The sequence below is a fragment of the Parabacteroides faecis genome, from assembly GCF_014647375.1.
GTDB classification, from domain to species: Bacteria; Bacteroidota; Bacteroidia; order Bacteroidales; family Tannerellaceae; genus Parabacteroides; species Parabacteroides faecis.
This window is the reverse complement of record NZ_BMPB01000003.1, coordinates 271552-298088: the sequence shown is the minus strand read 5'-3', so window position 1 is coordinate 298088 and position 26537 is coordinate 271552. Positions and strand designations below refer to the sequence as shown.

Annotated in this window: 17 protein-coding genes; 10 read left to right on the top strand and 7 right to left on the bottom strand. The window is 45.2% G+C overall.

The genetic code is table 11. The annotated features are described in order from the left end of the window. The first annotated feature begins 5 nt into the window (after positions 1–5). The 10 genes from IEY67_RS05605 to IEY67_RS05560 all read left to right on the top strand — a co-directional run bounded on the left by IEY67_RS05605 (position 6) and on the right by IEY67_RS05560 (position 15605). The gene (locus IEY67_RS05605; protein WP_122375701.1) at positions 6–1694 is read left to right on the top strand and encodes a SusD/RagB family nutrient-binding outer membrane lipoprotein; all 1689 of its coding nucleotides are present in this window, start codon (positions 6–8) and stop codon (positions 1692–1694) included. Between the two features lie 163 nt (positions 1695–1857). After that, entirely contained in the window at positions 1858–4494 is a 2637-nt protein-coding gene (locus IEY67_RS05600) for a glycoside hydrolase family 2 protein (protein ID WP_229800967.1), read from the top strand. Between the two features lie 88 nt (positions 4495–4582). Then, complete coding sequence (locus IEY67_RS05595; RefSeq protein WP_122356238.1) at positions 4583–4924, top strand: DUF6565 domain-containing protein; 342 nt, start codon at positions 4583–4585, stop codon at positions 4922–4924. A 74-nt stretch (positions 4925–4998) separates the two neighbouring features. Further along, the gene (locus tag IEY67_RS05590) at positions 4999–5325 is read left to right on the top strand and encodes a hypothetical protein (RefSeq protein ID WP_122356240.1); all 327 of its coding nucleotides are present in this window, start codon (positions 4999–5001) and stop codon (positions 5323–5325) included. A gap of 42 nt (positions 5326–5367) precedes the next feature. Further along, positions 5368–6048, top strand: coding sequence for a YiaD family glycine zipper/OmpA-like lipoprotein (locus tag IEY67_RS05585; protein ID WP_122375697.1), 681 nt, complete (start codon positions 5368–5370; stop codon positions 6046–6048). Between the two features lie 536 nt (positions 6049–6584). Beyond that, positions 6585–9707, top strand: a complete 3123-nt coding sequence (locus tag IEY67_RS05580; protein ID WP_229800966.1) for a SusC/RagA family TonB-linked outer membrane protein — start codon at positions 6585–6587, stop codon at positions 9705–9707. A gap of 18 nt (positions 9708–9725) precedes the next feature. Then, positions 9726–11513 carry a RagB/SusD family nutrient uptake outer membrane protein gene (locus IEY67_RS05575; protein ID WP_122375696.1) on the top strand — a complete coding sequence of 596 codons (1788 nt, stop codon included), beginning with the start codon at positions 9726–9728 and terminating at the stop codon, positions 11511–11513. A gap of 64 nt (positions 11514–11577) precedes the next feature. Further along, positions 11578–14010, top strand: coding sequence for a glycosyl hydrolase (locus IEY67_RS05570; RefSeq protein WP_183669273.1), 2433 nt, complete (start codon positions 11578–11580; stop codon positions 14008–14010). A 260-nt stretch (positions 14011–14270) separates the two neighbouring features. Continuing rightward, positions 14271–14945 (top strand): DUF4136 domain-containing protein, encoded by a 675-nt coding sequence (locus IEY67_RS05565; RefSeq protein ID WP_122356244.1) that lies wholly within the window; start codon positions 14271–14273, stop codon positions 14943–14945. A gap of 30 nt (positions 14946–14975) precedes the next feature. Continuing rightward, a complete protein-coding gene (locus IEY67_RS05560; RefSeq protein ID WP_183669275.1) occupies positions 14976–15605 on the top strand; it encodes an outer membrane beta-barrel protein in 630 nt (209 codons plus the stop codon). A gap of 76 nt (positions 15606–15681) precedes the next feature. On the opposite strand, the gene IEY67_RS05555 is transcribed toward IEY67_RS05560, so the two are convergent. From IEY67_RS05555 to IEY67_RS05525, 7 genes are all read right to left on the bottom strand, one after another. Beyond that, entirely contained in the window at positions 15682–17943 is a 2262-nt protein-coding gene (locus tag IEY67_RS05555) for a Helicase associated domain protein (RefSeq protein WP_183669277.1), read from the bottom strand. Between the two features lie 5 nt (positions 17944–17948). Further along, positions 17949–19055 (bottom strand): Wzz/FepE/Etk N-terminal domain-containing protein, encoded by a 1107-nt coding sequence (locus tag IEY67_RS05550; protein WP_183669991.1) that lies wholly within the window; start codon positions 19053–19055, stop codon positions 17949–17951. Positions 19056–19070: 15 nt separating this feature from the next. Continuing rightward, positions 19071–21467: an SLBB domain-containing protein gene (locus tag IEY67_RS05545; protein ID WP_183669279.1), complete on the bottom strand. Its 2397-nt coding sequence runs from the start codon at positions 21465–21467 to the stop codon at positions 19071–19073. Positions 21468–21491: 24 nt separating this feature from the next. Beyond that, entirely contained in the window at positions 21492–21881 is a 390-nt protein-coding gene (locus IEY67_RS05540; RefSeq protein WP_183669281.1) for a lipocalin-like domain-containing protein, read from the bottom strand. Continuing rightward, positions 21869–23332 (bottom strand): capsule assembly Wzi family protein, encoded by a 1464-nt coding sequence (locus IEY67_RS05535; protein WP_183669283.1) that lies wholly within the window; start codon positions 23330–23332, stop codon positions 21869–21871. Before IEY67_RS05535 ends, IEY67_RS05540 begins: the two co-directional genes overlap by 13 nt. Before the next feature lie 505 nt (positions 23333–23837). Beyond that, positions 23838–25364 carry a DNA primase gene (locus IEY67_RS05530; RefSeq protein ID WP_183669284.1) on the bottom strand — a complete coding sequence of 509 codons (1527 nt, stop codon included), beginning with the start codon at positions 25362–25364 and terminating at the stop codon, positions 23838–23840. After that, positions 25361–26533, bottom strand: coding sequence for a replicative DNA helicase (locus IEY67_RS05525; protein WP_229800964.1), 1173 nt, complete (start codon positions 26531–26533; stop codon positions 25361–25363). The genes IEY67_RS05530 and IEY67_RS05525 overlap by 4 nt, the downstream gene beginning before the upstream one ends. Positions 26534–26537 lie beyond the last annotated feature (4 nt).

Sequence of the window (26537 nt, the reverse complement as noted above, 5' to 3'; positions counted from 1 at the left end):
CAATCATGAAAAAGAATATAATTAAACAAGTAAAAAATACATTACCATTGTGGGCTGTAGCTTTCATGGTAGGAGTGACGGCTTGTACGGATAATTTTGAAAATATCAATACCAATCCGAACGGGATGGATGTTTCTCAGGTGAAAGTAACTTCCCGTTTCAACCAGCCGATAGTAGGTGTCTATAATAACTATCAGAACAAGAATTACGAGTTCCAGTTGCAACAGAATCTGAATGCGGATATGTTTTCCGGTTATATGGCGACCGGTACGGCATTCAACGGTAACTCTAACAATGCGATGTATGCAATGATGGACGGCTGGAATGGCGAGGCATTCCGTGACGGTATGTTATATGTAATGAAACCGATCAGTGAAATCCTGAAATCGACGGATGCGAAAGACTATACAGCGATTGCCAAGATCATCCGTGTACAGGGTATGCATCGTGTAGCTGATATTTACGGGGCTATTCCTTATTCAAAAGCTATGCAGGGAGGTTCGTCCGTTCCTTACGATGATTTGGAAACTCTATATACCACTTTCCTTTCCGAGCTGGAAGAAGCTGTGAACGACCTGACCTCTTTGGTGGATGCAGGTGAAGCAGAAGCAAACCGTTTGAATAGTTTCGATATTGTCTGCGGTTCGGACTTTAAACAATGGATCCGTTTTGCCAATACATTGCGTTTGCGTTTAGCCGTGCGTCTGTCTGTTGTAAAACCGGAATTGGCCAAGTCTACTGCTGAAGCTGCCGTGAACCATAAATATGGTGTCCTGGTTGCCGGTAACCCGAATGTACAGGTCATCGATGCTTCTTTACAGAATCCGTTGAATGAAATTGTAGTCAACTACAATGATATGCGTGCCAGCGCTTCTATGGTCTGTATGTTGAAAGGGTACGACGATCCCCGCTTGCCGGTTTATGTAACTCCGGTCGGTTGGTTTAAAATCGACGGTAAACAACAGGATATTGTCGATAAGAATGGTAATGCATTGAATAAGATCGGTCAATATATAGGTATCCGCCAGGGAACTATTGTCGATAAGAATGTGTATCAGGTATATTCTTCTGTCAATCTTTCAACAGAAACCAAGATGGCAGATTATACAGGAAACAAAACTCAGATATCGAACCATTTACCCTGGATGAAAGTTGCCGAGGCTTACTTCCTGCGTGCAGAAGGTGCACTCCGCGGTTGGAATATGGGTGGTTCTGCCAAAGACCTGTACGAGCAAGGTATCAAAGTCTCTTTCGACGAATATGCTATCCCGGCATCTGAATATGAAAAATATATTGCAAACGAAACCGGTGTCTGTGCAGATTTCGAAGATCCTCATAATGCAGCCAATAGCATAAAAGGTATTGATAAATGTACGGTTAAATGGAATGACGGTGCAACGAATGAAGAAAAACTTCATAAGATCATTAACCAGAAATGGATCGCGATGTATCCGGAAGGACAGGAAGCCTGGTCGGAATTCCGCCGTACAGGTTATCCGAATATCTTCCCTGTGGCTAATAACCTGAGTGCCGATACATGGAAAATTCCTGATGGTGAATTTATCAAACGTTTACCATATCCGAAGAACGATAAAGATTCGAATGCGGAAGAGGTGGAAAAAGCAGTCAGTTTGCTGAATGGCCCGGATAGCCCGGCAACACGTATATGGTGGGATACCGGAAGAAACTTCTAACCGGATAGTAACGGACTATATTAATAATGTATAAAGAGAAAGGCTTCTTCCGCTTCCGGAGGAAGCCTTTTGTTTTTTTATTGTATATTACGGCTATTAAATAGAATACATTATGAATCATAAATCTCTATCTTTCATATTCTTGTTGTTTTTGGTTAACAACATGTTATCCCTCTTTGCACAGGAAAATACACTGACGATCCCTGAACCCGGGGAAAAGACTTTGCTTACTTCCGGCTGGATGGCACGGAGAGCCAGTGAGATAAAGACAGACGGAAACCTGTTAAGCTCCACACCTCTGGAAACAACGGGCTGGATGCCTGCCCGTGTGCCCGGGACAGTGCTGACCACTTTATTGGGAAACGGCCTGTATCCTGCACCGGAGTTTGGAATGAACAATAACCTGATCCCCGATATTTATGAAGTCGGCAATGACTTTTACACCTATTGGTTTGTTTGCCGGTTTGAAACGCCGGAGGTACCGGATGACCGGATTGTCTGGCTGAACTTCCGGGGAATAAACTATAAAGCCGAACTGTTCATGAACGGCAAACGGCTTAATAATACCACCCATGAAGGAATGTTCCTGCGGAAATCTTTTAATATAACGGAACTTCTTCGGAAAGAAGATGCAAATGTGCTGGCTGTCCTGGTGTATCCTCCTGACTATCCGGGAAATCCGAACGGCGGACAAGGCGGTGACGGACAGATCGCCCGTAATAATACCATGCAATATACGCCCGGATGGGACTGGGTTCAGCCGATCAGGGATCGTAATACCGGTATCTGGGATGAGGTATCCGTAACTACCTCCGGTGCAGTGACTGTCCGGTCGCCTTATGTTGTGACGAAAGTACCGGGTGTCCGTTCTCCGGAAAAGAAAATGCAGGAGGATGCTTTTGTAAAGACTTCGGTTGAGGTGGAGAATATAACCGATACTCCGCGTAAAGGCGTATTGGTCTGTGAGACAAACGGAATCCGTTTAACGCAACCACTTACCTTATCTCCGAACGAAAAGAGGGAAGTCCGTTTCGATCCTTTGAAAATAAAAAATCCGCGTCTGTGGTGGCCCAACGGAGTAGGGGAGCAACCTTTATACGATATGCATATCTATTTTGAGGCAGATAACCGGATCAGCGATAGCAAGCAATTCAAATACGGTATCCGTGAGATCACGACAGATAAATGTCCCGACAACGGGGGACGCCGTTTCTTTGTGAACGGGCAGAAGATCTATATGACTGGTGGTAACTATATCTCTTCCGACTGGTTACTGCGTCTTTCCCCTGAACGTTACCGCGATGAAGTCCGTTTCCATGCCGAAATGAATTTGCGTATGATCCGCGTATGGGGAGGCGCTTTGCTCGAACGTCCGGAGTTTTATAATGCCTGTGATGAATACGGAATACTCGTTTTCCAGGATTTATGGGGCAGCGGCGATTGTAACGGCGCCTGGGAAGACCCGATGAAGATGGACTCTCGTGAACGGCGATGGGAATACCCCGACAACCACGATCTTTTTATCGCTTCGGTAAAAGACCAGGTAAAGATGATACGTAACCACCCGAGCCTGTGTCTTTGGTGCGGGGCCAACGAATGGCCGTTGGCAAAAAACATCGACAAGCAACTGAAAGAAAAAGTCTTCCCGGAGCTTGATCCCGAACGCCTGTTCGTCAGTTATTCTACCGACTCCCTTTTTACCCGCAACCTGCTGGGCGATAACGGCGACGGTCCTTACGGTATTCAGGAGCCGGAATGGTTCTTTACTTTCCGTTCACATCCGTTTAATCCGGAGGCAGGCTCCGTCGGTTCGCCGGAGGTGGAAAGTATGCGGGAAATGATGACGGAGAAAGATCTGAATGGATTCCCGAGAAAAGGTTTTACCCGTAATGCGACCTGGCGATATCATCGGGATCTGGGATATCAGGATCATTTGGAACGTTACGGCGAGGTAAAGGATATCGAAACCTATTGTAAATATGCTCAGGTTGTGAATTACGATCAATACCGTAGCTTTATGGAAGGCTGGGGTTCCCACCTTTGGGACTGGTACACAGGCATACTGATCTGGAAAACACAGAACCCGTGGACTTCCCTGCGCGGACAGATGTACGATTGGTTCCTCGATGTAAATGCTTCCCTGTACGGTACACGTAAAGGATGCGAACCCCTGCATCCGTTTTACAACCCCGTCACCCGGCAGGTAGAACTGTTGAATACATCCTTGTCCGATTACCCGGATCTGATCGTAAATGCACGTATCTACGACACCAGCGGTAAGATCCGTTGGGAAAAAGAAATAAAGTCGGATGCCAAAGCCAATACCGTAGCACCCTTGTTTGATGTTCCCGTCCCGGAAGAAATACAAGGAGTCTACTTCCTCCGCCTGTCTGTGCAACCGGCTGATCCTGCCCGGCCTTTCAACGTAGCTGTCGCATTACCGGATGCCCCGAATATCTATTGGCTGACCACGCTTCCGAAAGATTATTCCGGCTTATCCCGTTTGCCTGAAGCAAAGCCGGAGGTGAAAGTATCTCTTCAACGGGAAGGAACAACCTATTCCGGTATGGTATCGCTCCATTCGAAAACGAATATTTCTTTTTTCAATCGCATCAAGGTATTGGATAAGGAAACCGGCAAGCGTATCCTCCCCGTACATTATTCGGATAATTATATCACGCTTATGCCGGGTGACTACTGTACTTTGACGATCAGTTTTACCTCTTCTTTACCCGCAGACCGGATACAGATAGTAGCTGATAGTTGGACGGCAGACCGGATCGTAGCTACAGCCGATTAATACCTGTCCGGCAGTTTCATTCTGCCGGACAGTGCAGATCCTCTTTTTTTGTTTACTTTTGTTGCAATTAATCTAAAAAGGAAAAGATATGAAAAGGTTTTTAATGATGATGTTTGCAGTGATGGCTCTTTTTGTCATGAGTAGTTGTGGAGAATCGAAAGATTCGTATATAAAAGACTTCACAAAGTTTGTAGAAAAAGTACAGGCTGGTGCCGATAAGTATTCGAAAGAAGACTGGAAAGAGGTGGAAAAGAAATACATCGAATTTGCCGAAACGAAATATGACAAGTATAGTTCCGAACTTTCTACAGACGAGATGATCGGTCTTACCAAATTGAAAGCCACTTATCTGACGATCCAGACCAAGCACGGCATCATCGACAACATACTGAAAGATGGAAATAATGCTTTGGACTTATTGATCAAATAGCCTGCAATTATTTTAAAATATCAATTAAAGCAATATCTTTGCATGAGTATGTAACCAATTAAACTGAAAAAGTTATGAGCGACAAAGACGATTTAATTTACGACGAAGACGAATCTGTAAAATTTATTCAGAACTATCTTCCCCAGGAATTGAAAGGCAAATTCAGTAATGACGATATTAACTACATTGTAGACCTGATCTACGATTTCTATGAATCACGCGGCTATCTGAACGACGATGCAGACGATGATGCCGATGTCGAAATAGATGAAGATGAATTGATTGAATATGTAGTGAAGAATGCGCAGAAGGATGGTGTCGGTAAATTCGATCCCGAAGCAATCGGTTTTATTGTGCAGGGAGAACTTGAATATTGCGATTCTATCAACATGTTCGATTGATAAACTGTTATATTCATATAAAGTTTATAAAAGAGCAAAAAGATGAAACATTTTAAGTTATTATCCATACTGTTATGTATGGCGGTGGTATTTACGAGTTGTGGAACATGGAATAACACAGCAAAAGGAACTGCAATCGGTGTAGGTGGTGGTGCCGCTGCAGGTGCCGGTATCGGTGCTTTGGCAGGTAATACGGCTTTAGGTGCTGTTATCGGTGCTGCTGTAGGAGGAACTGCCGGTGCATTGATCGGAAAGAAGATGGACAAACAGAAAAAAGAGCTGGAAGCTACTTTACCGCCCGAAACCACTGTTGAAACGATCAATAATGGTGAGGCTCTGAAAGTCACTTTCGATTCAGGTATTTTGTTTGCTACCAACTCCAGTACGTTGAGCGACGCTTCACGCAGTGCATTGCGTAAACTGGCTGTCAGCCTGAATGAAAACCCGGATACCGATATCAAGATCGTTGGTTATACCGACAATACCGGTAAGGTCGATTACAACCAGACATTGTCTGAAAAACGTGCCAAAAGCGTTTACGACTATATGATGGTCGACCAGGGCGTAAGCGGACGTCGTATGGAATACGAAGGCAAAGGCGTTCATGACCCTGTTGCCAGCAACGACACGCCGGAAGGACGTGCATTGAACCGCCGTGTAGAGATTCTGATCCTTGCCAACGAAAAGATGATACAGGATGCACAGCAGGGAACATTAAAATAATGTATACGTATTCTGTGATAAATTAGAAAAAGATCATGCAGATAAACCCGGTAAGGGTGCAATCGATAGCCTCAGGTTTTTTACCTGGGGCTTTTTTTATATCTGGTATTGTGTAAAGACTGAAACTGGCTGTCTCCCTTCTCTTTAGCGAATAAAAGAACTTCCTTCCGGCATATCAGAGTTCTGGTAGGACTCAGGTAAATTATGCCTTATCTGACCCTCCGGGGCAAAAATCGGAATATAAATTTGATCGATAGTTATAAAAATGATATTTATTCTGATAAAAATGACACTTTGGCCAAATAGTTCCGTATACCTTTTTTATCTAAATATAATTAATCGGTGAATAAACCATAATAACCAGAATAAAAGCCTTTTACGGATGAATGGATTAATGATTGGGATAACCTGAGTCCTACCAGAACGAAGTTATTAACCTTAAAAAAGATGGCCTATGGTTTAAAAAATGATTTAATCTCAAAATGTAAGTAGAAAGAGTTAATCCATTCTGAATTGTTAAACTAAATTTTAATATTATGAACAAATCTGGATACAGTAATCTATGTATTAAAACTGTATTGTTATCTGTATTTTTAAGTTCGGGATATGCTATATCCGACGTCCGTGCAGAAGCTCATACCACCACTGACATAGGGGATATTTCTGCAGAAGTAAAGAAAAAGATCACAGGAACAGTTCTCGACAAAGACGGGGAGCCGGTCATTGGAGCCAACGTCGTAGAAAAAGGAACAACGAACGGGACAATAACAGGTATCGACGGTACCTTCTCTCTGTCCGTACCGGAAAACAGTACGCTGAATATCTCTTATATCGGTTATCTGCCCGAAGAAGTAAAGGTCGGTTCTCAAAGCCAGTTGTTTATCCGGTTGAAAGAAGATACCCAGGCTTTGGATGAAGTGATCGTTATCGGTTACGGTACGGCAAAAAGGAAAGATTTTACAGGCTCTGTAGCCTCGGTCAAACTGGAAAACTCTCCGATAGCGCTGGCAACCAACCTGAATGCTCTCGAATCGCTGAAAGGAAATGTATCCGGCCTGGATATCGGTTTTACCAATTCTGCCGGAGGAACACCTTCCATGCAGGTGCGCGGTCAGAACTCTATTTCAGGATCGAACGATCCGCTGATCGTAGTGGACGGAGTTATTTTTATGGGAAATATCAACGATATTAATCCCAACGACATTGCTTCTTATGATGTATTGAAAGATGCGACATCGGCAGCAGCCTACGGTTCCCGCTCTGCTAATGGTGTGATCATCATCACGACCAAGAAAGGGAAAACAGGCAAACCGGTCATTCATTTTAATGCGAGTGGCAGCATGCAGACATGGCATCTTAAACCGAGCCTGATGAATGGAGAGCAATGGCTGAACGCCGTGGCTGCTGCCAATGGATATTCGGATTACAGTTTCCTGACTCCCCAGGAAGAACTGAATATGAAGTCAGGCAATGAGATAAACTGGCTGGACGAAATCTCACGTACCGGATGGATACAGGATTACCAGGCCGCTATCTCCGGAGCCGGCGAGAAAATGAATTATTATCTGTCTGCCGCTTACACAAAGAACGAAGGAGTTATCAAAGGCGATGATTTCAACCGTGTCTCTGTATTGGCAAAGGTGAATACGGATATCACGAGCTGGTTGCAGATCGGTCTGGATGCCGCCTATACGAGATCCGATTATTCCGGTCTGGCGGCAAGTGTGGGAAGTGCGACGATATTGTCTCCCTACGGCATGATGTACAGGCCCAACGGTCTGCTGGAAGCAACTCCTGACGGTACTCGCGGGCATGGAAACCCGTTATGGGGTATCTATGACGAAGCCAAGAAAGAAAATGTCGATTACCGCGATAACCTTCGTGCCAATGCGTACGCCGTAGTAAAATGTCCCTGGATTTCCGGGTTGAGCTACCGTTTCAATTTCGCAGGCAACCTGAACTACAGGAAAGCCGGAGACTTTACCCATGAATCGGCCTTTGTCCCGAACGGTACATATGATGACGACAACCGTTATTCGGTCGCCACCCAGAACAGTTATTTAAGCAGTGCGGGTGGTAACATCACGAATGAAAGGACAACCAGCCACGTGATCGATAATATTCTGAATTATAATCAGACATTCGGAAAACATAACATCGATTTGACTGCCGTAGCCACTCGTGACTATAAGAAATATGAATACCAGAATTTATCCGGTTCCGATTTCGCAGCAAACGGAAATACAGTACTGGGATTGAACGGCATTCATTACGCTACCACCCAAAAGATATCGCTGAATAACTGGAAGCAGACCAACATCGGCTATTTCGGACGTGCATCCTATTCGTTCAGTGATACCTACTATCTTACAGCCTCTTACCGTCGTGACGGTTCTTCCGTTTTCGGTGTCAATAACAAATGGGGTAACTTCGGGGCTGTAGGAGCTGCATGGCGTATCACCAATGAAACGTTCATGAAGAAAGCCGATTTTCTGAATGATATTAAACTCAAACTTTCCTGGGGTAAAAACGGTAACCAGGGGCTGAGTCAGTACTCCACGCTTTCAAAAGTAAGTAACGGCCAGTCGGGAGGCATATATTATCCTTTCGATAACTCCGGAAAACCTTCCTACGGGATCAACCAGAGTTCGATCGGTAATGCAGACCTGGGTTGGGAGACAACGGAAGCATGGAATGTCGGTTTCGAATCGGCATGGCTCGACAGCCGTCTGTTTGTAGACCTCGATGTCTATTTCTCCAAAACATACGACCAGATCTTTTCCCGTACGATCCCTGTTATGACAGGTTTCAGCAGTATGTATTCCTCTATGGGCGAAGTGAAGAACAGGGGCGTTGAGGCGACTATCCGCAGCATTAATATTCAGAATAAAGAGTGGACCTGGAGTTCCTCCCTGACCTTCTGGCTGAACCGTAACAAATTGATCCACCTCTATGGTGAAGATCTGGATGGCGACGGAAAGGAAGATGACGATATCGGAAATGGCTTGTTTATCGGTGAGTCCATCCATTCTATCTTCGGCTATGAACAGAATGGCATCGTTCAGACCGGTGATACGGAATACATGGAAGCGAACGGCGTTTCTGCCGGTACCCCTAAATATGTCGACAGGAACGGTGACGGAGAGATCAATGCCAAGGACCGTACCATTTTAGGAAATACAGATCCTAATTTCAAGCTCAACCTGAGTAATACCGTACAATATAAAAATTGGGAATTGTATGTGATGATTGCCGGAGTCTTTGGTGGTAACGGATATTTCCGGAAAGGAAATACGAATGCCTATATCACTTCCGGCGACAGAAGCCAGTTTGCTTCGAATGGCCTATACGTCCCTTACTGGAGCGAAGCGAATCCCAGCAATGAATATCCGTCGGCCTCCTTTACCGGCGACGGTTATTTCCTGGGGCTGCAGAGCCGTGCTTATGTACGCTTGCAGGATGTGACGCTGTCCTACACATTTGATCAGCCTTGGGTGAAAAATGCCGGAATAAATAATTTCAAATTATTCCTTACGGGGAAAAACCTGGCAACTATCACCGGCTGGAAAGGGGGAGATCCTGAATCAGGTAGTACGGCTCTGAGCGGAACCTATCCGATCATGACCAGTGTATCTTTAGGATTAAATCTTAGTTTCTAATAATTAAATTGTAAGGCAATGAAAAAAATATATAGTAAACATATCGCGTCGTCACTGTTGGCAATGTTTCTTTTCGTAGGTTGCGATGATGCAGGTTTTCTGAAAGAAGATCCGGAGACGTTTTATACAATCGACAATGTATTTTCTACCTCTGAACAGGTTGCCCAGGTTATAACGACCTGCTATCACCGGGTAAGTAATATCTACTGTCCTTATGATAATTCTTCCGAGTTAAATGTGTGGTCGTATAGTATGGGGAACGGCACCGATATCTTCGATGTTCCGACGATCCGTTTCAGCTACCGTTTCAATGATTACAGTATCATCAATTCGGAGAATGCCGTCTTCAAGGATACGTATGCCGCTTTCTATTACCTGATCAATTCTGCCAATACGGCATTGTATGCTGCAGACCGGGAAGACATCGTGTGGAATTCGGAGGCGGAAAGAGTGTATATCATCGCACAGGCCCGTTTCTTCAGGGCTTTTGCATACCGTAATTTAGGCGAATTATTCGGAGGTGTCCCGCTGGTTACCGAAAGGACGACCACTCCGCGATACGATTATGCCCGTTCTACCCGGATGGAAACATACCAGTACGCTATCGATGAGATGGAAGCCATATTGAATGACCTGCCTGTGACGACTGCCGATGCCGGACGTCTGGTGAAAGCGGCGGCACAGCATAACCTTTGCCAGTTATATATGGATAAAGGAGTCTTGCTGGAAGCCGAAGGAGGAGATGCCGCGACTGCCTATAATAAAGCGATCTCGTATGCCAATGATGTGATCGATTCAGGCACTTATAGCCTTATGACCGAACGGTTCGGATCGCGTAAGGATGAAAATCCTGAATTTTATTATGCTTCTTCCGTAGCCGACCAGACACCTGACCATACCTATACCTCTGCAGGCTATCCGATCGAAGGAAACCTGTATTGGGATTTGTTCCAGATCGGTAATCAGGATTATCAGGATGGAAACAAGGAGGCCATCTGGTGTGCCCAGTCTGACTATGAAGTCTATAAATCGGACGGAAATAAAGCCTGTCTGGATTATCCGGGTATTTACGGACCGGTATTCAGGGACCAGGGCGCTGCCCACATTACAGGCGACCGTGAAGATGTAGGAGGTTTCGGTATGTGCCAGATCACCCCGACACCCTATGCACGCGACCAGATCTATGCCGACAAATGGGGGGATGACTTGCGCAACTCGGAAGCGGTTTTGCACCGTACGTTCCTGGGAAATGTAAAGACCTCGGAATATTACGGAAAAAAAATCCCCTGGGATGTCCTGTACCGAATGGACGGAAGCGGCAAACCCGCCGATGCAGCCTATACGATGTTGTACCCTTTGTCTTGTAAGATCGGCCCTGACTTTTATACACTTGCTGCAGACGGAAGGACGTTACGCAGTATCTTCCGCGACGATTACCTGATCCGTCTGCCCGAAACAATTCTTTTACGGGCGGAAGCCAAGATGCGTGTCGGCAACAATGCCGGTGCGGCGTCTGATATAAACATGTTGCGCTCGCGGGCAAAATGTAGCTATCTGGTAACGGCTTCAGATGTGAGCATCGACCTTATATTGGACGAACGTGCCCGTGAACTGATCTACGAAGAAAGCCGTTGGAATACTTTATTACGTATGGGCGGAACGGTTGCCATCGACCGTATCAAGAAATATTCTTATTGGGATTATCCGCGTACGACATTGAACAAGGCGTTTAGCGTATGGCCTATTCCGCAATCCGTAATCGATACGAATAAAGATGTAGACCTGGAACAAAATCAAGGTTGGTAAATAATCGTATAAAGGGTAGTCATAACGGATTACCCTTTTTCATAATCAACAGAAAGAAGCACTTATGAATAAACTTATATATATACTATCAGTATCGTTCTTATTATCTTCCTGTTCCGCTTCCGGCAACCGGCAGCAGGAAAAGGACTTAACGATCAAAGAACTTGCCGGTATGTTCCGGCAGCCGCCTGTGGATTATCGCCCTTATGTCTGGTGGCACTGGATGGGCAGTAATTTCTCGAAGGAAGGAATAACCAAAGACCTGGAAGCCATGAAGGAGGCAGGTATCGGAGGCGCGACTATCTTCAACCTGACTTCTGCCGTCCAGGAATCGCAGGCCCCGATAGAGAATAATCCCTGGCCTGAACAGACATACCGTAGTGAAGCCTACTGGGAAGCCTTGGAACATGCCGCTTCAGAAGCAAAACGTCTGGGCTTGAAGCTGGGTATGCAGAATACCCCGGGATATTCGACGACCGGAGGTCCCTGGATCACCGAGGAAAGAGGCATGCAGACATTAGTCTCCAGCCAGACAAAGATAACAGGTGACCGGCTGGTCGAGCTCTCTTTGGAGAAACCTGAATTACCGGTGTATAAAGGGTGGGGGGCCAGTAACAAACAGGCCACCTATTACCGGGATATCGCCGTCATGGCTGTTCCGGATAAAAAGAATGCGGCGGTCGGTGAAGTGATAGACATATCCGGTTCCATGGATGCAAATGGTTTACTGAAATGGAATGCTCCGGCGGGAACATGGACCGTTTATCGTATCGGGCATGCCCCGACGATGGCGAACCCGCACCCGCTGCCGGACGACCTGATCGGAAAAGTTCTTGAAGCGGACAAGATGAGCAAAGAACAAAGCCTGTATCACTGGCAAAATATCCTGGACCCTCTGGTCGAACATCTGCACGATTATATAGGTACGACTTTCACCCATATCCTGATCGACAGTTATGAAGCGGGCGACCAGAACTGGACACCCGGATTCAGGGATGACTTTATCCGGCAGAAAGGATACGACCCGCTTCCGTGGATCGCCTTGAAACAATCCTCTGAAGAAAATGAGCAGATCGGGAAGTTTGACGAAGATTTTAAAGAGGTCGTCAACCGTTTGTATGTCGACAATGGCTGGAAGGTAGCCAAAGAAATGATAAATAAAGCCGGTTTGCAGTTTTATTGGGAGCCTTACTACGGGCCTTTTAATACGGCGGAATGTGTCTCGATCCCGGATTTGCCTATGGGAGAATTCTGGACCGGTGGGGATGGGGCTATTTCTCCGGAAATAACAAATGGCGCAAAGGAGGCCGGAAAAAGATTGGTTGGCGCCGAGGCATTTACCGGACGTCCGGAGATCAGTCAGTATACGGAAGATCCGGCTTTCCTGAAACATTCGACGGACGGCAGTTTCCTTTCCGGCGTGAACCTGTTATTCTTGCATCATTGGGTTCATCAGCCTTTTGACGACCAGTATCAGCCGGGTATGGGCATGGGCTGGTGGGGTACTCATTTTGGGAGGAACCAAACCTGGATCAAACCGGGAAAAGCCTATTTTACTTATCTCGCCCGTTGCCAGATGTTGTTGCAAGAGAGTGCCTTTGTCTCTACGAAGGAGAATGTGCTGCACCGGAGCATGCCGGACGCAGAGATCTATTTTGTGATCAATCCGGCAGACACGGATTTGAATGGTCGTTTTGCCTTTGGGGTGAAAAACAGGGTTCCCGAATTATGGTATGCCGACCGGGGGATTATCCGGCGGGTACATGACTGGAAAGAGTCGGGCGATTCCACTTATGTCGATCTGACCCTTCACCCGGATGAATCCGTCTTCGTTGTTTTCCCGAAAAATAAGCATGGCGGTTATCCGGATTTGGTTTTACCGGCTGTCGATGTAATACAGGAGTCCGGCCGTGTGCTGGAAGGGAATTGGAAAGTCCGGTTCGAGCCTAAGCTGGATGCCGCTTTCGAGCAGGATTTTTCAGTGTTATCCGATTTTAGCCGTCATCCGGATCCTTCGATAAAATATTTCTCCGGTACGGCGACCTATACAAAAGAGATCGAAGTCGACGCTTCCTCGATAGGCGGGAATAAACGGATCATCCTCGATTTAGGTGAATTGAACGATATCGCGGAAGTAAAGGTCAACGGAGAAAATGCCGGTGTCCTGTGGTATCCTCCTTATCAGACAGATATTACCTCATGGCTGAAACCCGGAAGTAACCGGTTGGAGATAGCGGTAACCAACAATTGGGCAAACCGTCTGATCGGAGACGAACAGTATCCGGCCGATTTTGAATGGGGGCAAGATCGTGGCGTAGAAAAGGGGAGGGCAATGAAAGCATTCCCGGACTGGTTCATCCGGAAACAACCTCGCCCTTCCAAAGAACGGAAAGCCTTTTATATATGGTGTTACCATCGGAAAAATTCTCCCCTTCAGCCTGCCGGACTGGTCGGTCCCGTACGGGTGGTAGAGCAAAGTCTTAAGGTTTACGACTAAAAAAGTCCGTATTGAAAAAAGTGGATGACGCAGACGGAAAACACCGTGTGGGTCATCCATTTATCTTTCCAGACCTTTATTATTCAATATTTTCATTCGTAGTTAACTATCGTTTACGAGCGTTCATAAGTCTTACAACAAGTTAATTAACACGGCCAAAATAACATCAAAGAGAACCTTTTTTTATTATTTGCTGTTTCATGTGTAACTTATATATAAGCACAAATAATAGTATAAACTGTTTTAAACGTTAAAATGAGATGAAAAAGATTATTCCTTTTTTCTTGTTGATCCTTTTACTGGCGTCTTGTCAGAAAGATCCGGATATGTCAAAGCTGGATAATGATTTCGTGGTGTACACAAACCATGATAGCAAAACGGATTTCAAATCGTTCACCACATTCTATGTACCTGATAGCGTGTTGGTAATCGGTAGTAGTGAAAAACCTCAGTACTGGACAGCAACAGAAGCTGATAATATTATTTCTACAGTGATCGGCAATATGGAAAGTCGTGGTTATACACGCACAATGGATAAAGAAGATGCAGATCTCGGTTTGCAGGTTTCTTTTGTAGAAAATGTAAATTATTTTACAAATTGGTATAATGATTATAACAACAACTACTGGTGGTGGGGTTACCCAGGATATTGGGCACCTAATTACTGGAGACCGGGATGGGGACCGACATGGGGTTACGACTGGCACGATTGGTATTATCCGTACCCTGTTGTTTACAGCTATAGCGTAGGTTCACTGCTTGCTGAAATGGTAGATTTGAAATCTCCGACTCCTAAAACAGCAGATACTAAATTACCGGTTGTCTGGACTGCTTATATGGCAGGTTTATTGTCCGGTTCGGATAAGATCGATACTCAGTTATCAATCCGTGCGATTGATCAGGCATTTGTTCAATCACCATATATCAGGAAATAATTAAACGCGAATCAGTAAAATTTGAGTCTTATGAAAAAGATAAATAAATCAATAAAATTAGTCGCTTTACTTATCGCCTGTTTAGCGATTCCTTCACTGGCTGGCGCCCAGGTTGTAAACAACATGTATTTTAATATTGACTGGGATCTTAACACTCCGTTCGGAAACAACTTTGCCGATAAGACAAGCGGTTGGGGTGCTCATGGTGAAGCCGGTTATTATGTAGTTCCTAATTTCGCAGTAGGTGCGTTCATTTCTTATCATACGAACAATAAATATATTGATCGTCAGACACTTGATATCAGCGGAACATCTGCAATCACTTCCGACCAGCAGCATTCTTTGTTCCAGTTGCCTTTCGGTGCGGCATTCCGTTACAGCTTTACCCGCGAAGGTCAGTTCGAACCTTATGTATCAGCTAAGTTAGGTGCCGAGTACAGCGAAATGTCGACTTATATGAATGTATTGAAAGTATACGACCGCCAGTGGGGATTCTATGTAGCTCCTGAAGTCGGTATGAATATCTTCTTTACTCCGGAAAAGAAATTCGGTTTACATGTAGCCGCTTATTACAACTATGCAACAAACAAAAGCAAAGTCCTGACTTATACCATGGACGGTATAAATAACTGGGGCGTACGCTTCGGTGTTGCATTCTAAAATAGAAGTTTGTTCTTTTAAGTGTTTTATGTAGTTTATTAGAAAGCGGGGAGCTGCAGCGGCGGCTTCCCGTTTTTTATTTCAGTGTCCAGGGGAATGCGATCTTGTCCAGGAGATCTTTGCGGGTAGGGGATAACTCGCCTTTTTTCAAGGCTCTCCGTTGTACGAAGCACCAGCTGCCCAATTTGTTTTCACGGGCGGTCGGCCAACGGTTGTTTTCAAGGAAGAATTGTTGTAGTTTTCCATAGTTCTCCATCCAGACGTCGTCGATGGTCCAGATGAAACCTTCGGCATCCATCAGGGCGATACGTTCAGCCGAAAGCAGACCTTGCTTCCGGTTTTTTCGTTGTGTGTTACACCAGGCACCGGCTTTCCCTTCGTTGCTTTTCGGCCAGCGTTTATGCTTTTTATAATAGGTAAGTACCTGCTGCCAGTTCTCCATCCATAACGAATCCAGGTCCTGTTCCCACCAGAAGCCTATCGAATCGAGCAAGCGGATCCTTTCATTCGGCAACAGACCTTTTTTACGTGCCTGTCGTTGGGTGTTGCACCAGGTATTCAGTTTGTGTTCACCCCGCTTGGGACAACGGTGCTCTTTTGCCATAAAGACTTTCAGCTCCTCGAAACAACTCATCCACCGGCTGTCCTGTACCTCCCATTCAAAACCGATCTGTTCCAGGTGCGAAATATAATCTTTCGATAACGTCCCTTTCTTATACGCGATCCGTTGCGTGTTACACCAATTGCCCAGTTTCCCTTCGGCAGCCTGCGGCCACCGGCCTTCCCGTTCTTTGAATTCGACCAACCGTTCGTACATGACGGGCCAGGCATCCAGTTCGGCCAGCATATCATCCACCTGGGCGCGGATATCCGACAGGAATCCGGTCACCTGAAACTCGGTATATCCTTTGAATGTCTTCGGCGCTCGGATAGCCGGCCGGTAAGCCAGGTCTCTCGTCATCACTTCATACACGGAACGTCCGGAAAGGTTGTTGACAAAGTCGAGCACGACCGGGTGATGGTTGGAACCGGCTTTCAGGCAGCGTCCCAACTGTTGCAGGGCAACTACGTACGATTCGGTACGGCGCAGGAACATGGCGGCATCCACCCCTTCCACATGCAGTCCTTCGATCAGCATATTGATAGAGAAAAGAACATGCAGTTTACCTGTGTCCTGCCGGAAATTCCGGAGTATTTTTTCGTTGGCCCGGTTGCTCTGTCCGTTGTGGATCTCGAATGTTTCCGTTTCGAGTCCTGCCTGGTTTAGCCAGCGGGATACTTCGGGGATCATATTCTTCAAATCCTCTTTATCCTTGCAGAAGACAAGCATCTTTTTGACCTCTTTCGGCAGATACCGCCTGATCAGTTCCGAAGCACTCCATGAACCGCGGAAGTCCAGGCGGGCGAAGTCTATCTTTTCCTGGATATGTTGCCTTCTTTCGGAGGTGCAGTCGCTCCGGTTCAGTAGTTGCTGCACCTTATCCAACTGATTGTTCAGGTCGAACACACTTTGTACGAGAACAGGGACAGGCAGGATTTTGTAATACCAGGCCATCGAGAGGGATAACTCATGGAACAGGTTGCCTTTAAAATAGACCTCTACGGTGTCGAGCATCTCTTCAGGCCGTATCGGGGTGGCCGACATTCCCAATACGCGGGCTTCCGGATTGGCATCGATCACATCCTGTACGGCTTTTCCCCATACCTCCGCACCGAAATGATGGAACTCGTCGATAATGATATGGTCCGCTCTGAGTTGTTCGCTGTCGGCCTTGTTCAGGACCAGTGCCTGGAAAGTGCGGTAGGTCACATGCTGCATGGTTCCTCCGACCGCTTTTTCGATCTCGGCAATGATCGTCACGTTAGGGGCAATGACGAGGATCGTATCTTCCAGATGATTGATGATATAACGTGCGATCAGGTAGGATTTACCTGTCCCGGTAGCCTGCACGACAGCTCCGATACGGTTCTTTTGAAAGCCTTCTTCAATAGCTCGGTAAGCGGCTTCATTATGGGAGAAGAGTTCGATGTGTTTTCCGCTTTCCAGGCTTTTCAGATAGCTTTCGTCGGATACTGTCAAACCATGCAGTTCAAAAGAAAGAGCCTCCGGCAAGTATCCGCCATGTGCCAGGATGCGGAATTGGTTGCAGCTGCACATTTCTCCGACCTGTTGCATTTCAGCGTACAGACCGTCCACATCCGCCAGGCAAAGAGGTTCTTTATTCCATATCTCTTTCACAATGAAAGTTACAGAATCTTCCCTGAAGCCAACCAGCAGACAGCCGGATTCTTCAGTTACAAAGTAATTATAAGAATGGTAAAGATCGCGAAGGGACATTGAAATCATTCAATATCGAAAACCTCATTTTCTTCTTTAGGTTTGAAGAGGTCTTTGATGAATAAATATCCTATAGCACCGAAGATGGCTAAGAATACAAAGCCGATCAATATCAGCGGTTTGTTTGGAGATGCCGCTTTCAATGGGACAGTGGCAGGCTGTATGACGGTATAAACCGGTGTTTGCTCCTGTACCCGAAGTTTGTCCTGTTCCAGCTTCTGGGCTAATGTGTTGTAGACATTGAAGGTCAGTGTCATCTCATTCTTTAGCCGTTCCTGTTCTGTCCGGTAGCTGGCGGAGATGATGTTCTTATTGGCATCTTCAAAGGCTGCATACGCACGTTGTGCTTTGTAATAAGATTCGCGTGCTTCACTGAATACTTTTTCAGTAAACTCCAGGTCCTGTTTGGCTTTCTGGGTACGGTAACTGGTGATATAACTCTGAAGGTTATTCAAAACTACCTGGGTGATGTTAGCTGATATCAATGGGTCCTGCATCTGAACGGATACGGTAATGATCGATGTGTTTTTATCAATAGATATTGATATACGTTCTTGCAAACCATTAATGACATTTAATTGTCTGGGAGTTAGGCGGAAATAAGAAGCTTTATTGTTGCTTTTTTCATCTTCTTTAGAGAATATATCTTTCAGTACACCCACTAATTTGAATGGAGCCTGTAAAATATAACTCCACCACGCACTTCTTTGATGCTCATCCATATATTCATATAAAGAAGTAGAAAGTGTCCCGTTTTCATCTATCACCTCTACCGGAAATAACTCCAACAAAAAAGGAATACTCTGTACCACATCCGGGTACAGATCCGGAGAAATAGCATCTGTTCCGGATGAAGTATTCAGATTAATACCAGCCATCGCTGCCAAACCTCCCAAATTTCCCATCTTCTTGGATGGGTCAGAAGTCTCGGGTGCTAGTTTTACAGTTGTACTATATTCTTTCGGAATACTGAAAGCTATCACCAAACCAACAACAATTGCTACTCCGCAGCATTTAAAAATGAATTTGCGTTCCCCCCACAGCCGTTTGGCAAGTTCAATCAAGTCTATCTCCTGAGTATTATCCGCATCAGGAGTATTCATTTGAATCATATCCATGTTGCTATATTATTTCATTGAATTAATAATAGAAGTTACCATAGCAGCCATCGAAGTCGTTGAACTGGCAATACTCAAGACTTCCGCCAGACTGGTCTTCCGATCGCGCTGTGTCTTGGTTGGAACTACAATTTCACAACCGGGTTCTACCTTCGGATAACGTTTGAAGAAGATAAAAGTCTTTTTCGTGGTTGCTACCTTTCCGTTCATATAGATCACGATCGGATATTTACGGGCGATATCATTATAACCTCCTGCCTGAGATAGGCATTTACCCACTGACATACCATTAGTATAAGTGACACTGTTCGGGTAAGTAACTGCCCCATTGATCTTCACAGTACTTTGCAATTGTGGAATATAAAGTTTATCTCCATCACGAAGTACTACATCATGTGCACTTCCCGGATGAGCCAATGCCTTTTCCAGATCGATACCGACTGAATAATCTTTGATATTTGCTAGCGATAATCCAACCGAGTCGCGGCTTTGTTTATTAGAACTCAATTCCATCAAAGTTTCAAGACGGCGCATTTCATCATCTGTTAGTTTACGTTTCAAACTGGCTCCCTTTACATAAGCATCCGGGGTTATTCCTCCGGCTTTAGCAATGATATCACTCAGACGGGAATTCTTTTCGGCCAATACATAATCACCGGCAAAAGTGATTTCTCCATCCACCTTTACTACCTGTTGTTCCTGATAACCCGGAGAGAAACGAACATATACTTCATCAAACGGTTCGAGAGTAAAAACGTTTTCAGAAGTTGTTCCGTCTGCTGAAATTAATCCCAGATCATCATTCAGTGTAAAATTGAATACTTTAGCAGTGATATTACTATTCTGTTCTGCTTTCGGGTCTTTGATCCGTCGAGCTACTTCTACATTGACTGTAGCAGCCGATTCTTTCAAACCGCCAGCCATGATGATAGCATCTTCTATCGTCAGACTGTTGCGATAGGGGAGTACCGTGTCTGTAGAATTGACCGCTCCGCTTATTTTGATCGTATAAGGTTCACGAAGATCGAACAAAGACGGTATGTTGAGTTGGTCTTCCGGTTTGAGTTCTATGTCCGGAGATGTACCGTTGAGTATCCCGCGGATATCCACAGCAATAACTGTTGTCGTAAAATCCGGATTCAGACGGGTGATCTGGGCACGACCTGCAAATTCGTCTCCCTTCAGTCCGGCAGCTTGTTTGATCAGTTCTTTTACGGTGTGTACTGTTGAACTTAGCTCGTATTCACCCGGACGCCAGACTGCTCCTGTGATAGTCAGACGATTCTCATAGAAAGGAATAACAGAGTCGACCATCAGAGAGTCCGCATCCATCATGGTAAAGGTTGGATATTTATCTTCCGTAACAGTGGCGATCTGATACCGGCTGCCTGCTTTACGTTTTACACGGACATCTTTCGTATAAGCATCCCCGGTAAAGCCTCCTGCCATGTTCAACACTTGCTGTAAAGTTTCCCCCTTTTTTGTTTCAAAAATGCGGTTACGTTTTACTTTACCTTGTACTACCGCCAGTTGATCGTATGGAGGGATAATAATCATATCATTTTCTTCCAAGCGGATATTAGTTTTATATTTTCCGTTTAATAAGTAATCGTACACATCGAGTTGTGCTACTTCTTTACTGTTACGATATACTTTAATATTACGAAGAGAACCGATCTCATTTACTCCACCTGCTGCATACAAAGCATTGAAGAGAGTAGCAAAGGAAGGCAATGTATATGTCCCCGGCGCAACGACTTCTCCGACAATATTTACTTTGATACTACGTATTTGACTCAGGCTGACGGATACGAACGTATTACCGCCATCCGTATTACCGGATAAAGTAGCCATGATACGTCCCAGTTCCTGACGGATACGGCTTTCCGCAGCTTCAATGGTTAGCCCGCTAACGGATACCGGTCCCAGGTTAGGGATCAGGATTGTCCCTTCCGGAGAAACTTTCAGTTTCAGATTCAGTTCGGAATCGCCCCAGACATTGATCAGTAATTCATCTCCTGCTGATAAAACATAGTTTTTTGGAGTCGGTATATTCAAATCAGGTTCAAAAGACAGGTTTTTATTTGAAAAGATTTCCCGTCCGAAAACAGTTTGTTTCAAATCGTTTTCCGGGAGATTCATTTGGCGTTGTTCTTCTGGCGAGATGCTGTCTTTACCCGGTTTTGTTGTGACGACACGGTCAGAAACTACTGCATCTGAAGCCTTTTGGCTTGCCTGTTCTGCCCCTGATTGTCCCATTCGTTTATTTATCTCCTGCCGGATCTGATCTTCTGTCATACCAGCAGCTTTCGCTTTGTCAATCACGTCCTGGGATACCTGTGCCGACAATGGTACAGCCAGCCACAGCAATCCCCCTAATAAAACATTTCTGATTACGGTATTCATATTGTTATTTGTTTTTTGTTATTCTCAAAATTTCCGAAACTCTAGCCGGGCATAATCTGATTGTAATACCAGATGTTTTGATGTTAATTCTTTTACTCTGAAACGTTGCTCCGTCCCGTTCATGCCGAAAGGCAATAAATCTTCAATTTTACTGACCGGCATTTCGACAAATAACGAATCTCCGGTATATTCCATATTTCCTGTCTGGCTCGTTACACCTACTTGCATCAGGTTGATCGTATGCAAAGCCACACTATAATAAGCCCGCTCCGGTGTTTCTTCTTCTCCGGAAGCATATTCTATTTTCATGATCTGCCAACGACCGTCCAAATCTCCATTAATCGGTGTTTTCCCGCAAGCGCTAACTATCAATATTAGCAGCACGGCTATTATATATCTTTTCATCGTATCCATCCTGTTTTTCTGATTGTTAACATACCACCAACACTTTTACCCAACATAGCACCCCGGTCTATACCCAATGATGCGGTAAAATCCCAGCCTTTCAATCTATGGGGAGTATATTTTAATTCGACCAACGCATTTCCATTCTTTTTGATCTCATAAAATGGTAAATCATAAGTACCCCAGTTGCGAGTAACTGATAAGAGAATACGATATTGCAGATCGGCACAAGGATTTCCCATTATTCCAAAATGATGTCCCTGTATACGATTACTTTTAAAAATAATTTCTCCATTGTCATTATAAACAGGAGACATCACTAAAGGATTTCCGATACCCATTCCCCAATGTTGCCAACCGGTATAGATATAGTGGTTGTAATAATTATCTTTACCGCTTACCTGTTCAGGTATCTCCGGAGTATGATCCCAATAGACAGGACTTGTCTGATCCTTTGTTGAAATATATTCGTAAACGAAACTGCTAATAATTGGATTTTTAGGGAACGTTATTTCTATTCCTGCCAGGCAGTCCTTCCAGCCATATTCCCCAAACATTTGTGAATGATCTTCAAAATAATGTTCATAATAAGGGCGAACCGTCCAGTCCTGCTGAGCATACCAGGTGAGTGAAAAATTCCAACTACCTAAATGGTTCCCGTAAACATTTGTTTGTTCCCCCGTTGGAGTCTCACTACCACCTCCGCTCGGAATAAACACTTTAAAGAAATCCTTTATCCCATTCGGCATATCTATCTTTTCATTCCCAATAAATGCATTTCCTCCGAACTGAGCAGCCATTTCCAGTCCTCCTTCAAAGATCAGTGGGAATTTCTCCCGATTGCCAACCTTCACATACAGATCTTTGGAATGATAAAGCACATGTTCCGTATATTTATTTCCCGGAGCTACAAAATTCTTCTGCCAACCATCATCCGTAAACATGCCATAAGCAATATGTCCTTTGAAGGCCAGCCACCCTTTTGTCCCCGGCACAACAGTATATTCCGGAATACCGATACGCACTTGTGGAATCGGTCGGGCATTCCCTGAAAACGTCAATCCTCCGCTACTTAAAAGCGGATTATTAAATTCACTATACCGTTCCTTGCTGCCGATACTCAGTCCCAGGCAACGATATTTCAAATCGGCATATAATTGCTGAACAATGAATGTCGACGTAAAATTATAGGCTACAGCCAGATCTGCTCCGAAAGCATACGAAAAGCGTTTATCCTCTTCCATCTCCCGAAAAATCCCGGCACGCAGATAACCGTTATTCTTTTCGATAGAGGAAAGCCCTTGTTTGTTCGCAGTCAGCCAGAAAGGTGTATGTTCCCCTCCGCTAAAGCTAATCCCAGTTTCTGCCTGATAACTCAGCCCTTTGGTAAACTGAGCATACGTATTCCAGGGAAGCAGTAAAATACCTCCCCCAATAATTAGTTTAGATATAAATTTCATTTATTATTTGATTAGAAATAATTGAACTACTTTTCCCTTGATGGAAAAGTAGCCAAAAGATCAAGGCTTAACCGGCTTCACTGCTTCGGCGAAAGACTCCGCTGAAAAATCCGAAACTCGCTACGCTCAGACAACGGATTTTTTTAACCGCTTCGTCTTCCCCCTTCGCGGACGTTCACCCGCTTAGGCCTTTCATAGGAAGCTCCGCTTCCTTTAAAGATTGCCGATACCGACACCTATATAATAATATAACAGTACTTTCTGTTTTAACAGGCAGTGTCGGCAATCACAAAAGAACGCTTTGCGTTCTCTGAAAGGCATCAGCTGGTGAGCGTTAAACGCAGCAGCCGTAGAGAGCGTCCGGAGCATCCGCTGTTTGAGCGCAGCGAGTTTCGGAGGCGACAGCGAACGTAGGATGCGAAGTAGCGAGGCAGGTGCAGCCTTGAACTTTTGGTTACTTTTCTTTCAAGAGAAAAGTAACATTCAATTTTGATAAATACTGAATCTATTGCCATCCCCATTGGCATATTGGCACAATTACCGCCCCGGGCCTATCCAGATTCTCCGAGACATGCCGTAACTGTTCACGGCGTTTGGCAATATGGATAAGGATGGCGAGGCGTTTCTCTTTATTTTCGGGAACAGTTTCCAATAACAAGCGAACCTGTTTTTGTATATCCCGGAGGATACGGTTTTCCGCATACAAAAAGAATAACCGGATCAGAAACATCTCCATCACATTGGCAGCTTCGGGATAAAGTGAACCGAACTGCTCCTTTTCCTGATAGATCGCCTGATCGTATTCTGCATGCAACTCATCCGCAACCCTTTTCAATACCGGTGACAAACCTGACTCCGGATGGCCTTCCGCCAAATGAGCCAATATCGCCCGGTTCTCTTTATTCTCCAAAAGCAGGTCGTCCGTTCGGAGAATGCTGTTCAATAATTCGGTAAAAAGACAAAGCGAACCTTTGAACATATAATAAGTTTCCTGAAACAACAGGCAAGCCGTCAACAACAATTCTTCCGATAAATGAGGCTTCGACTGATACCTGCCGATCAGGGAAACAAATGCCTCTTTGCCACATCTGCGAAAGAGAGAATCAGGATCTTCCCCTTCCGGCAGAAAAATCGTCTGTACCTCCATCGAAACCGGATCGAGCGACAAGGATATTTTACGTGCCGCCTCCCGTCCCGGCTTATCCCCGTCCAGTAACAGACAAATCCGGTTTGTATATTTTTGCAGCAAAGCGATCTGTCCGGTGGTCAGTGCCGTACCGCATAAGGCAACCGTATTGGTGAAACCTGCTGCATGCATGGCGATCGCATCCTTGTAACCTTCCACCACAAAAACGAAACCCTGTCTGGTAATAGCCTCTTTTGCCTGGTAAAGGGCATACAGGTTTTCACTCTTTTTATATCCATTGGCTGTCGAAGTATTGATATATTTCGGTTCATCCGGATTGTCATCCGTTAATTTACGGGCAGCAAAAGCAATCAGCTGTCCGGCTTCGTTACGGATCGGGAAAATGACACGGTTACGCATGGCATACCATTCCTTCGGAACGTTTACAGGAGATTGTCCTACTTCAAAATCCAGATACGCAGGTGTTAATTCTGAGTTACCGCAAGCATAAGGCAGAAGGGAGGAAAAAAACTGCAAGTTTTTTTCAGTTGAAAGTTGACAAGTGACAGTGGACAGTTGCTTCGCATCGCTATTCTTGTCGACAGGCTTTATCTTTCTCTCATTTATTTTCAATTCTCCATTTTCAATTTTCAATTTCCCCACTGCACTCATAAAAGTGCAATGTTCCATCTTCTGTATAAACCCGATCGCATCCCCATGCTCTCCACAGGCAAAGCAATGAAAAGTTTGTTTTTCAGGATTCACCATGAGCGACGGATGATGATCTTCGTGAAACGGACAAAGTCCCATATAGTTATTCCCCTTCCGTTCCAGCGTCACATACCCCTCGACTACCTCTTTGATACAGACAGACGATTTCAATTGTTCTATTTCCAACTTTGTCATGATCGTCTGCCGGTATTATAGTTAGTGATGCGGGTGTAACTCTCATTATAGCGATAACGGGCAATCCCGGTTGACCCGTTACGTGTTTTCCTGATATATAATTTCCCTACCAGATGCAGGCTTTCTCCGGTGATTTCATCCTTCTCGATTCCATTCCGTTCCGGTATATAAACGAAGTACACACAATCCGCCACCTGTTCGATCACGCCTGAGTCGCGCAAGTCATGCAGGTCTGGGATATGAGCTTTATCCGTCCGGTTCACACTGTTACGGTTCATCTGCGAAAGAACGAGTATCGGAATATCGGCATCCAACGCCAGTTGTTTCAGTCCCTGTATATTGCGCCCTATCATCTGATCCATCGTCTCCTTTCCATGATTCTCTATTTTCATCATGTGTAGGTAATCGACCACTGCCAGGTCACATTGATTTTTACGTTTCTGAAGCATCACCTGGGCACGGATATTTTCCACGCTGTTCGCCGAGGTATGGTCAAAATATAACGGCAGGTTCTGGAACTCATCCGCCATTTTCTCCATCTTCGTCAAATCCGCCGGATTAGCGCCGTCAATACGCAAATGATTGGCATCCACACCCCCGTAACCGGCAAACAAGCGGTTCATCGTCTGCAAAGCCGTCATCTCCAGGCTGAAGAAACAAACATGCTTCCCTGCCAGGGCCGCATTCATGGCAATCTGCATGGCGACAGCCGTTTTACCGTCACCGGGACGTCCCGCCCCAACAGTAAGCTCCCCTTTGTAAAGGCCTCCGGTCACGTAATCGAATTCCTCGATGCCTGTCCGGACACACATATTATTGATACCGCTTTCCAACCTGTCGCGGTGCATCTTCAAGACTTCATTGGCCGTTTTACCGATCCGGCAGATCTGTTTGCCTGCAATACCGGTTTCCCGCAGTGCCATTAAAGACGATTCAGCTTCTTCAACAAGAGCCATATAAGAAGAATCGAAACAGTTGGCTTTTGCTTGCAACGTAGAGAATAGCGTGGCGAGCAAACGAAGCATATACTGGCGTTTCACTTCTTCGACATATTGTTTCAGATTTCCGGTATGCCGTATCTGCGTCATGGCCGCATTGATCACCGTGATCCCGTTCATCTCCTTCCAGCGTTTTTCATTCAGGCACCGCATCTCGATGTCGGTAGTCACCAGA

What these genes read in the sequence shown, in the direction of transcription:
- IEY67_RS05605 (WP_122375701.1), top strand. Translation starts at nt 6, where the DNA reads ATGAAAAAGAATATAATTAAACAAGTAAAAAATACATTACCATTGTGG.
- IEY67_RS05600 (WP_229800967.1), top strand. Translation starts at nt 1,858, where the DNA reads ATGTTATCCCTCTTTGCACAGGAAAATACACTGACGATCCCTGAACCC.
- IEY67_RS05595 (WP_122356238.1), top strand. Translation starts at nt 4,583, where the DNA reads ATGAAAAGGTTTTTAATGATGATGTTTGCAGTGATGGCTCTTTTTGTC.
- IEY67_RS05590 (WP_122356240.1), top strand. Translation starts at nt 4,999, where the DNA reads ATGAGCGACAAAGACGATTTAATTTACGACGAAGACGAATCTGTAAAA.
- IEY67_RS05585 (WP_122375697.1), top strand. Translation starts at nt 5,368, where the DNA reads ATGAAACATTTTAAGTTATTATCCATACTGTTATGTATGGCGGTGGTA.
- IEY67_RS05580 (WP_229800966.1), top strand. Translation starts at nt 6,585, where the DNA reads ATGAACAAATCTGGATACAGTAATCTATGTATTAAAACTGTATTGTTA.
- IEY67_RS05575 (WP_122375696.1), top strand. Translation starts at nt 9,726, where the DNA reads ATGAAAAAAATATATAGTAAACATATCGCGTCGTCACTGTTGGCAATG.
- IEY67_RS05570 (WP_183669273.1), top strand. Translation starts at nt 11,578, where the DNA reads ATGAATAAACTTATATATATACTATCAGTATCGTTCTTATTATCTTCC.
- IEY67_RS05565 (WP_122356244.1), top strand. Translation starts at nt 14,271, where the DNA reads ATGAAAAAGATTATTCCTTTTTTCTTGTTGATCCTTTTACTGGCGTCT.
- IEY67_RS05560 (WP_183669275.1), top strand. Translation starts at nt 14,976, where the DNA reads ATGAAAAAGATAAATAAATCAATAAAATTAGTCGCTTTACTTATCGCC.
- IEY67_RS05555 (WP_183669277.1), bottom strand. Translation starts at nt 17,943, where the DNA reads ATGTCCCTTCGCGATCTTTACCATTCTTATAATTACTTTGTAACTGAA.
- IEY67_RS05550 (WP_183669991.1), bottom strand. Translation starts at nt 19,055, where the DNA reads ATGATTCAAATGAATACTCCTGATGCGGATAATACTCAGGAGATAGAC.
- IEY67_RS05545 (WP_183669279.1), bottom strand. Translation starts at nt 21,467, where the DNA reads ATGAATACCGTAATCAGAAATGTTTTATTAGGGGGATTGCTGTGGCTG.
- IEY67_RS05540 (WP_183669281.1), bottom strand. Translation starts at nt 21,881, where the DNA reads ATGGATACGATGAAAAGATATATAATAGCCGTGCTGCTAATATTGATA.
- IEY67_RS05535 (WP_183669283.1), bottom strand. Translation starts at nt 23,332, where the DNA reads ATGAAATTTATATCTAAACTAATTATTGGGGGAGGTATTTTACTGCTT.
- IEY67_RS05530 (WP_183669284.1), bottom strand. Translation starts at nt 25,364, where the DNA reads ATGACAAAGTTGGAAATAGAACAATTGAAATCGTCTGTCTGTATCAAA.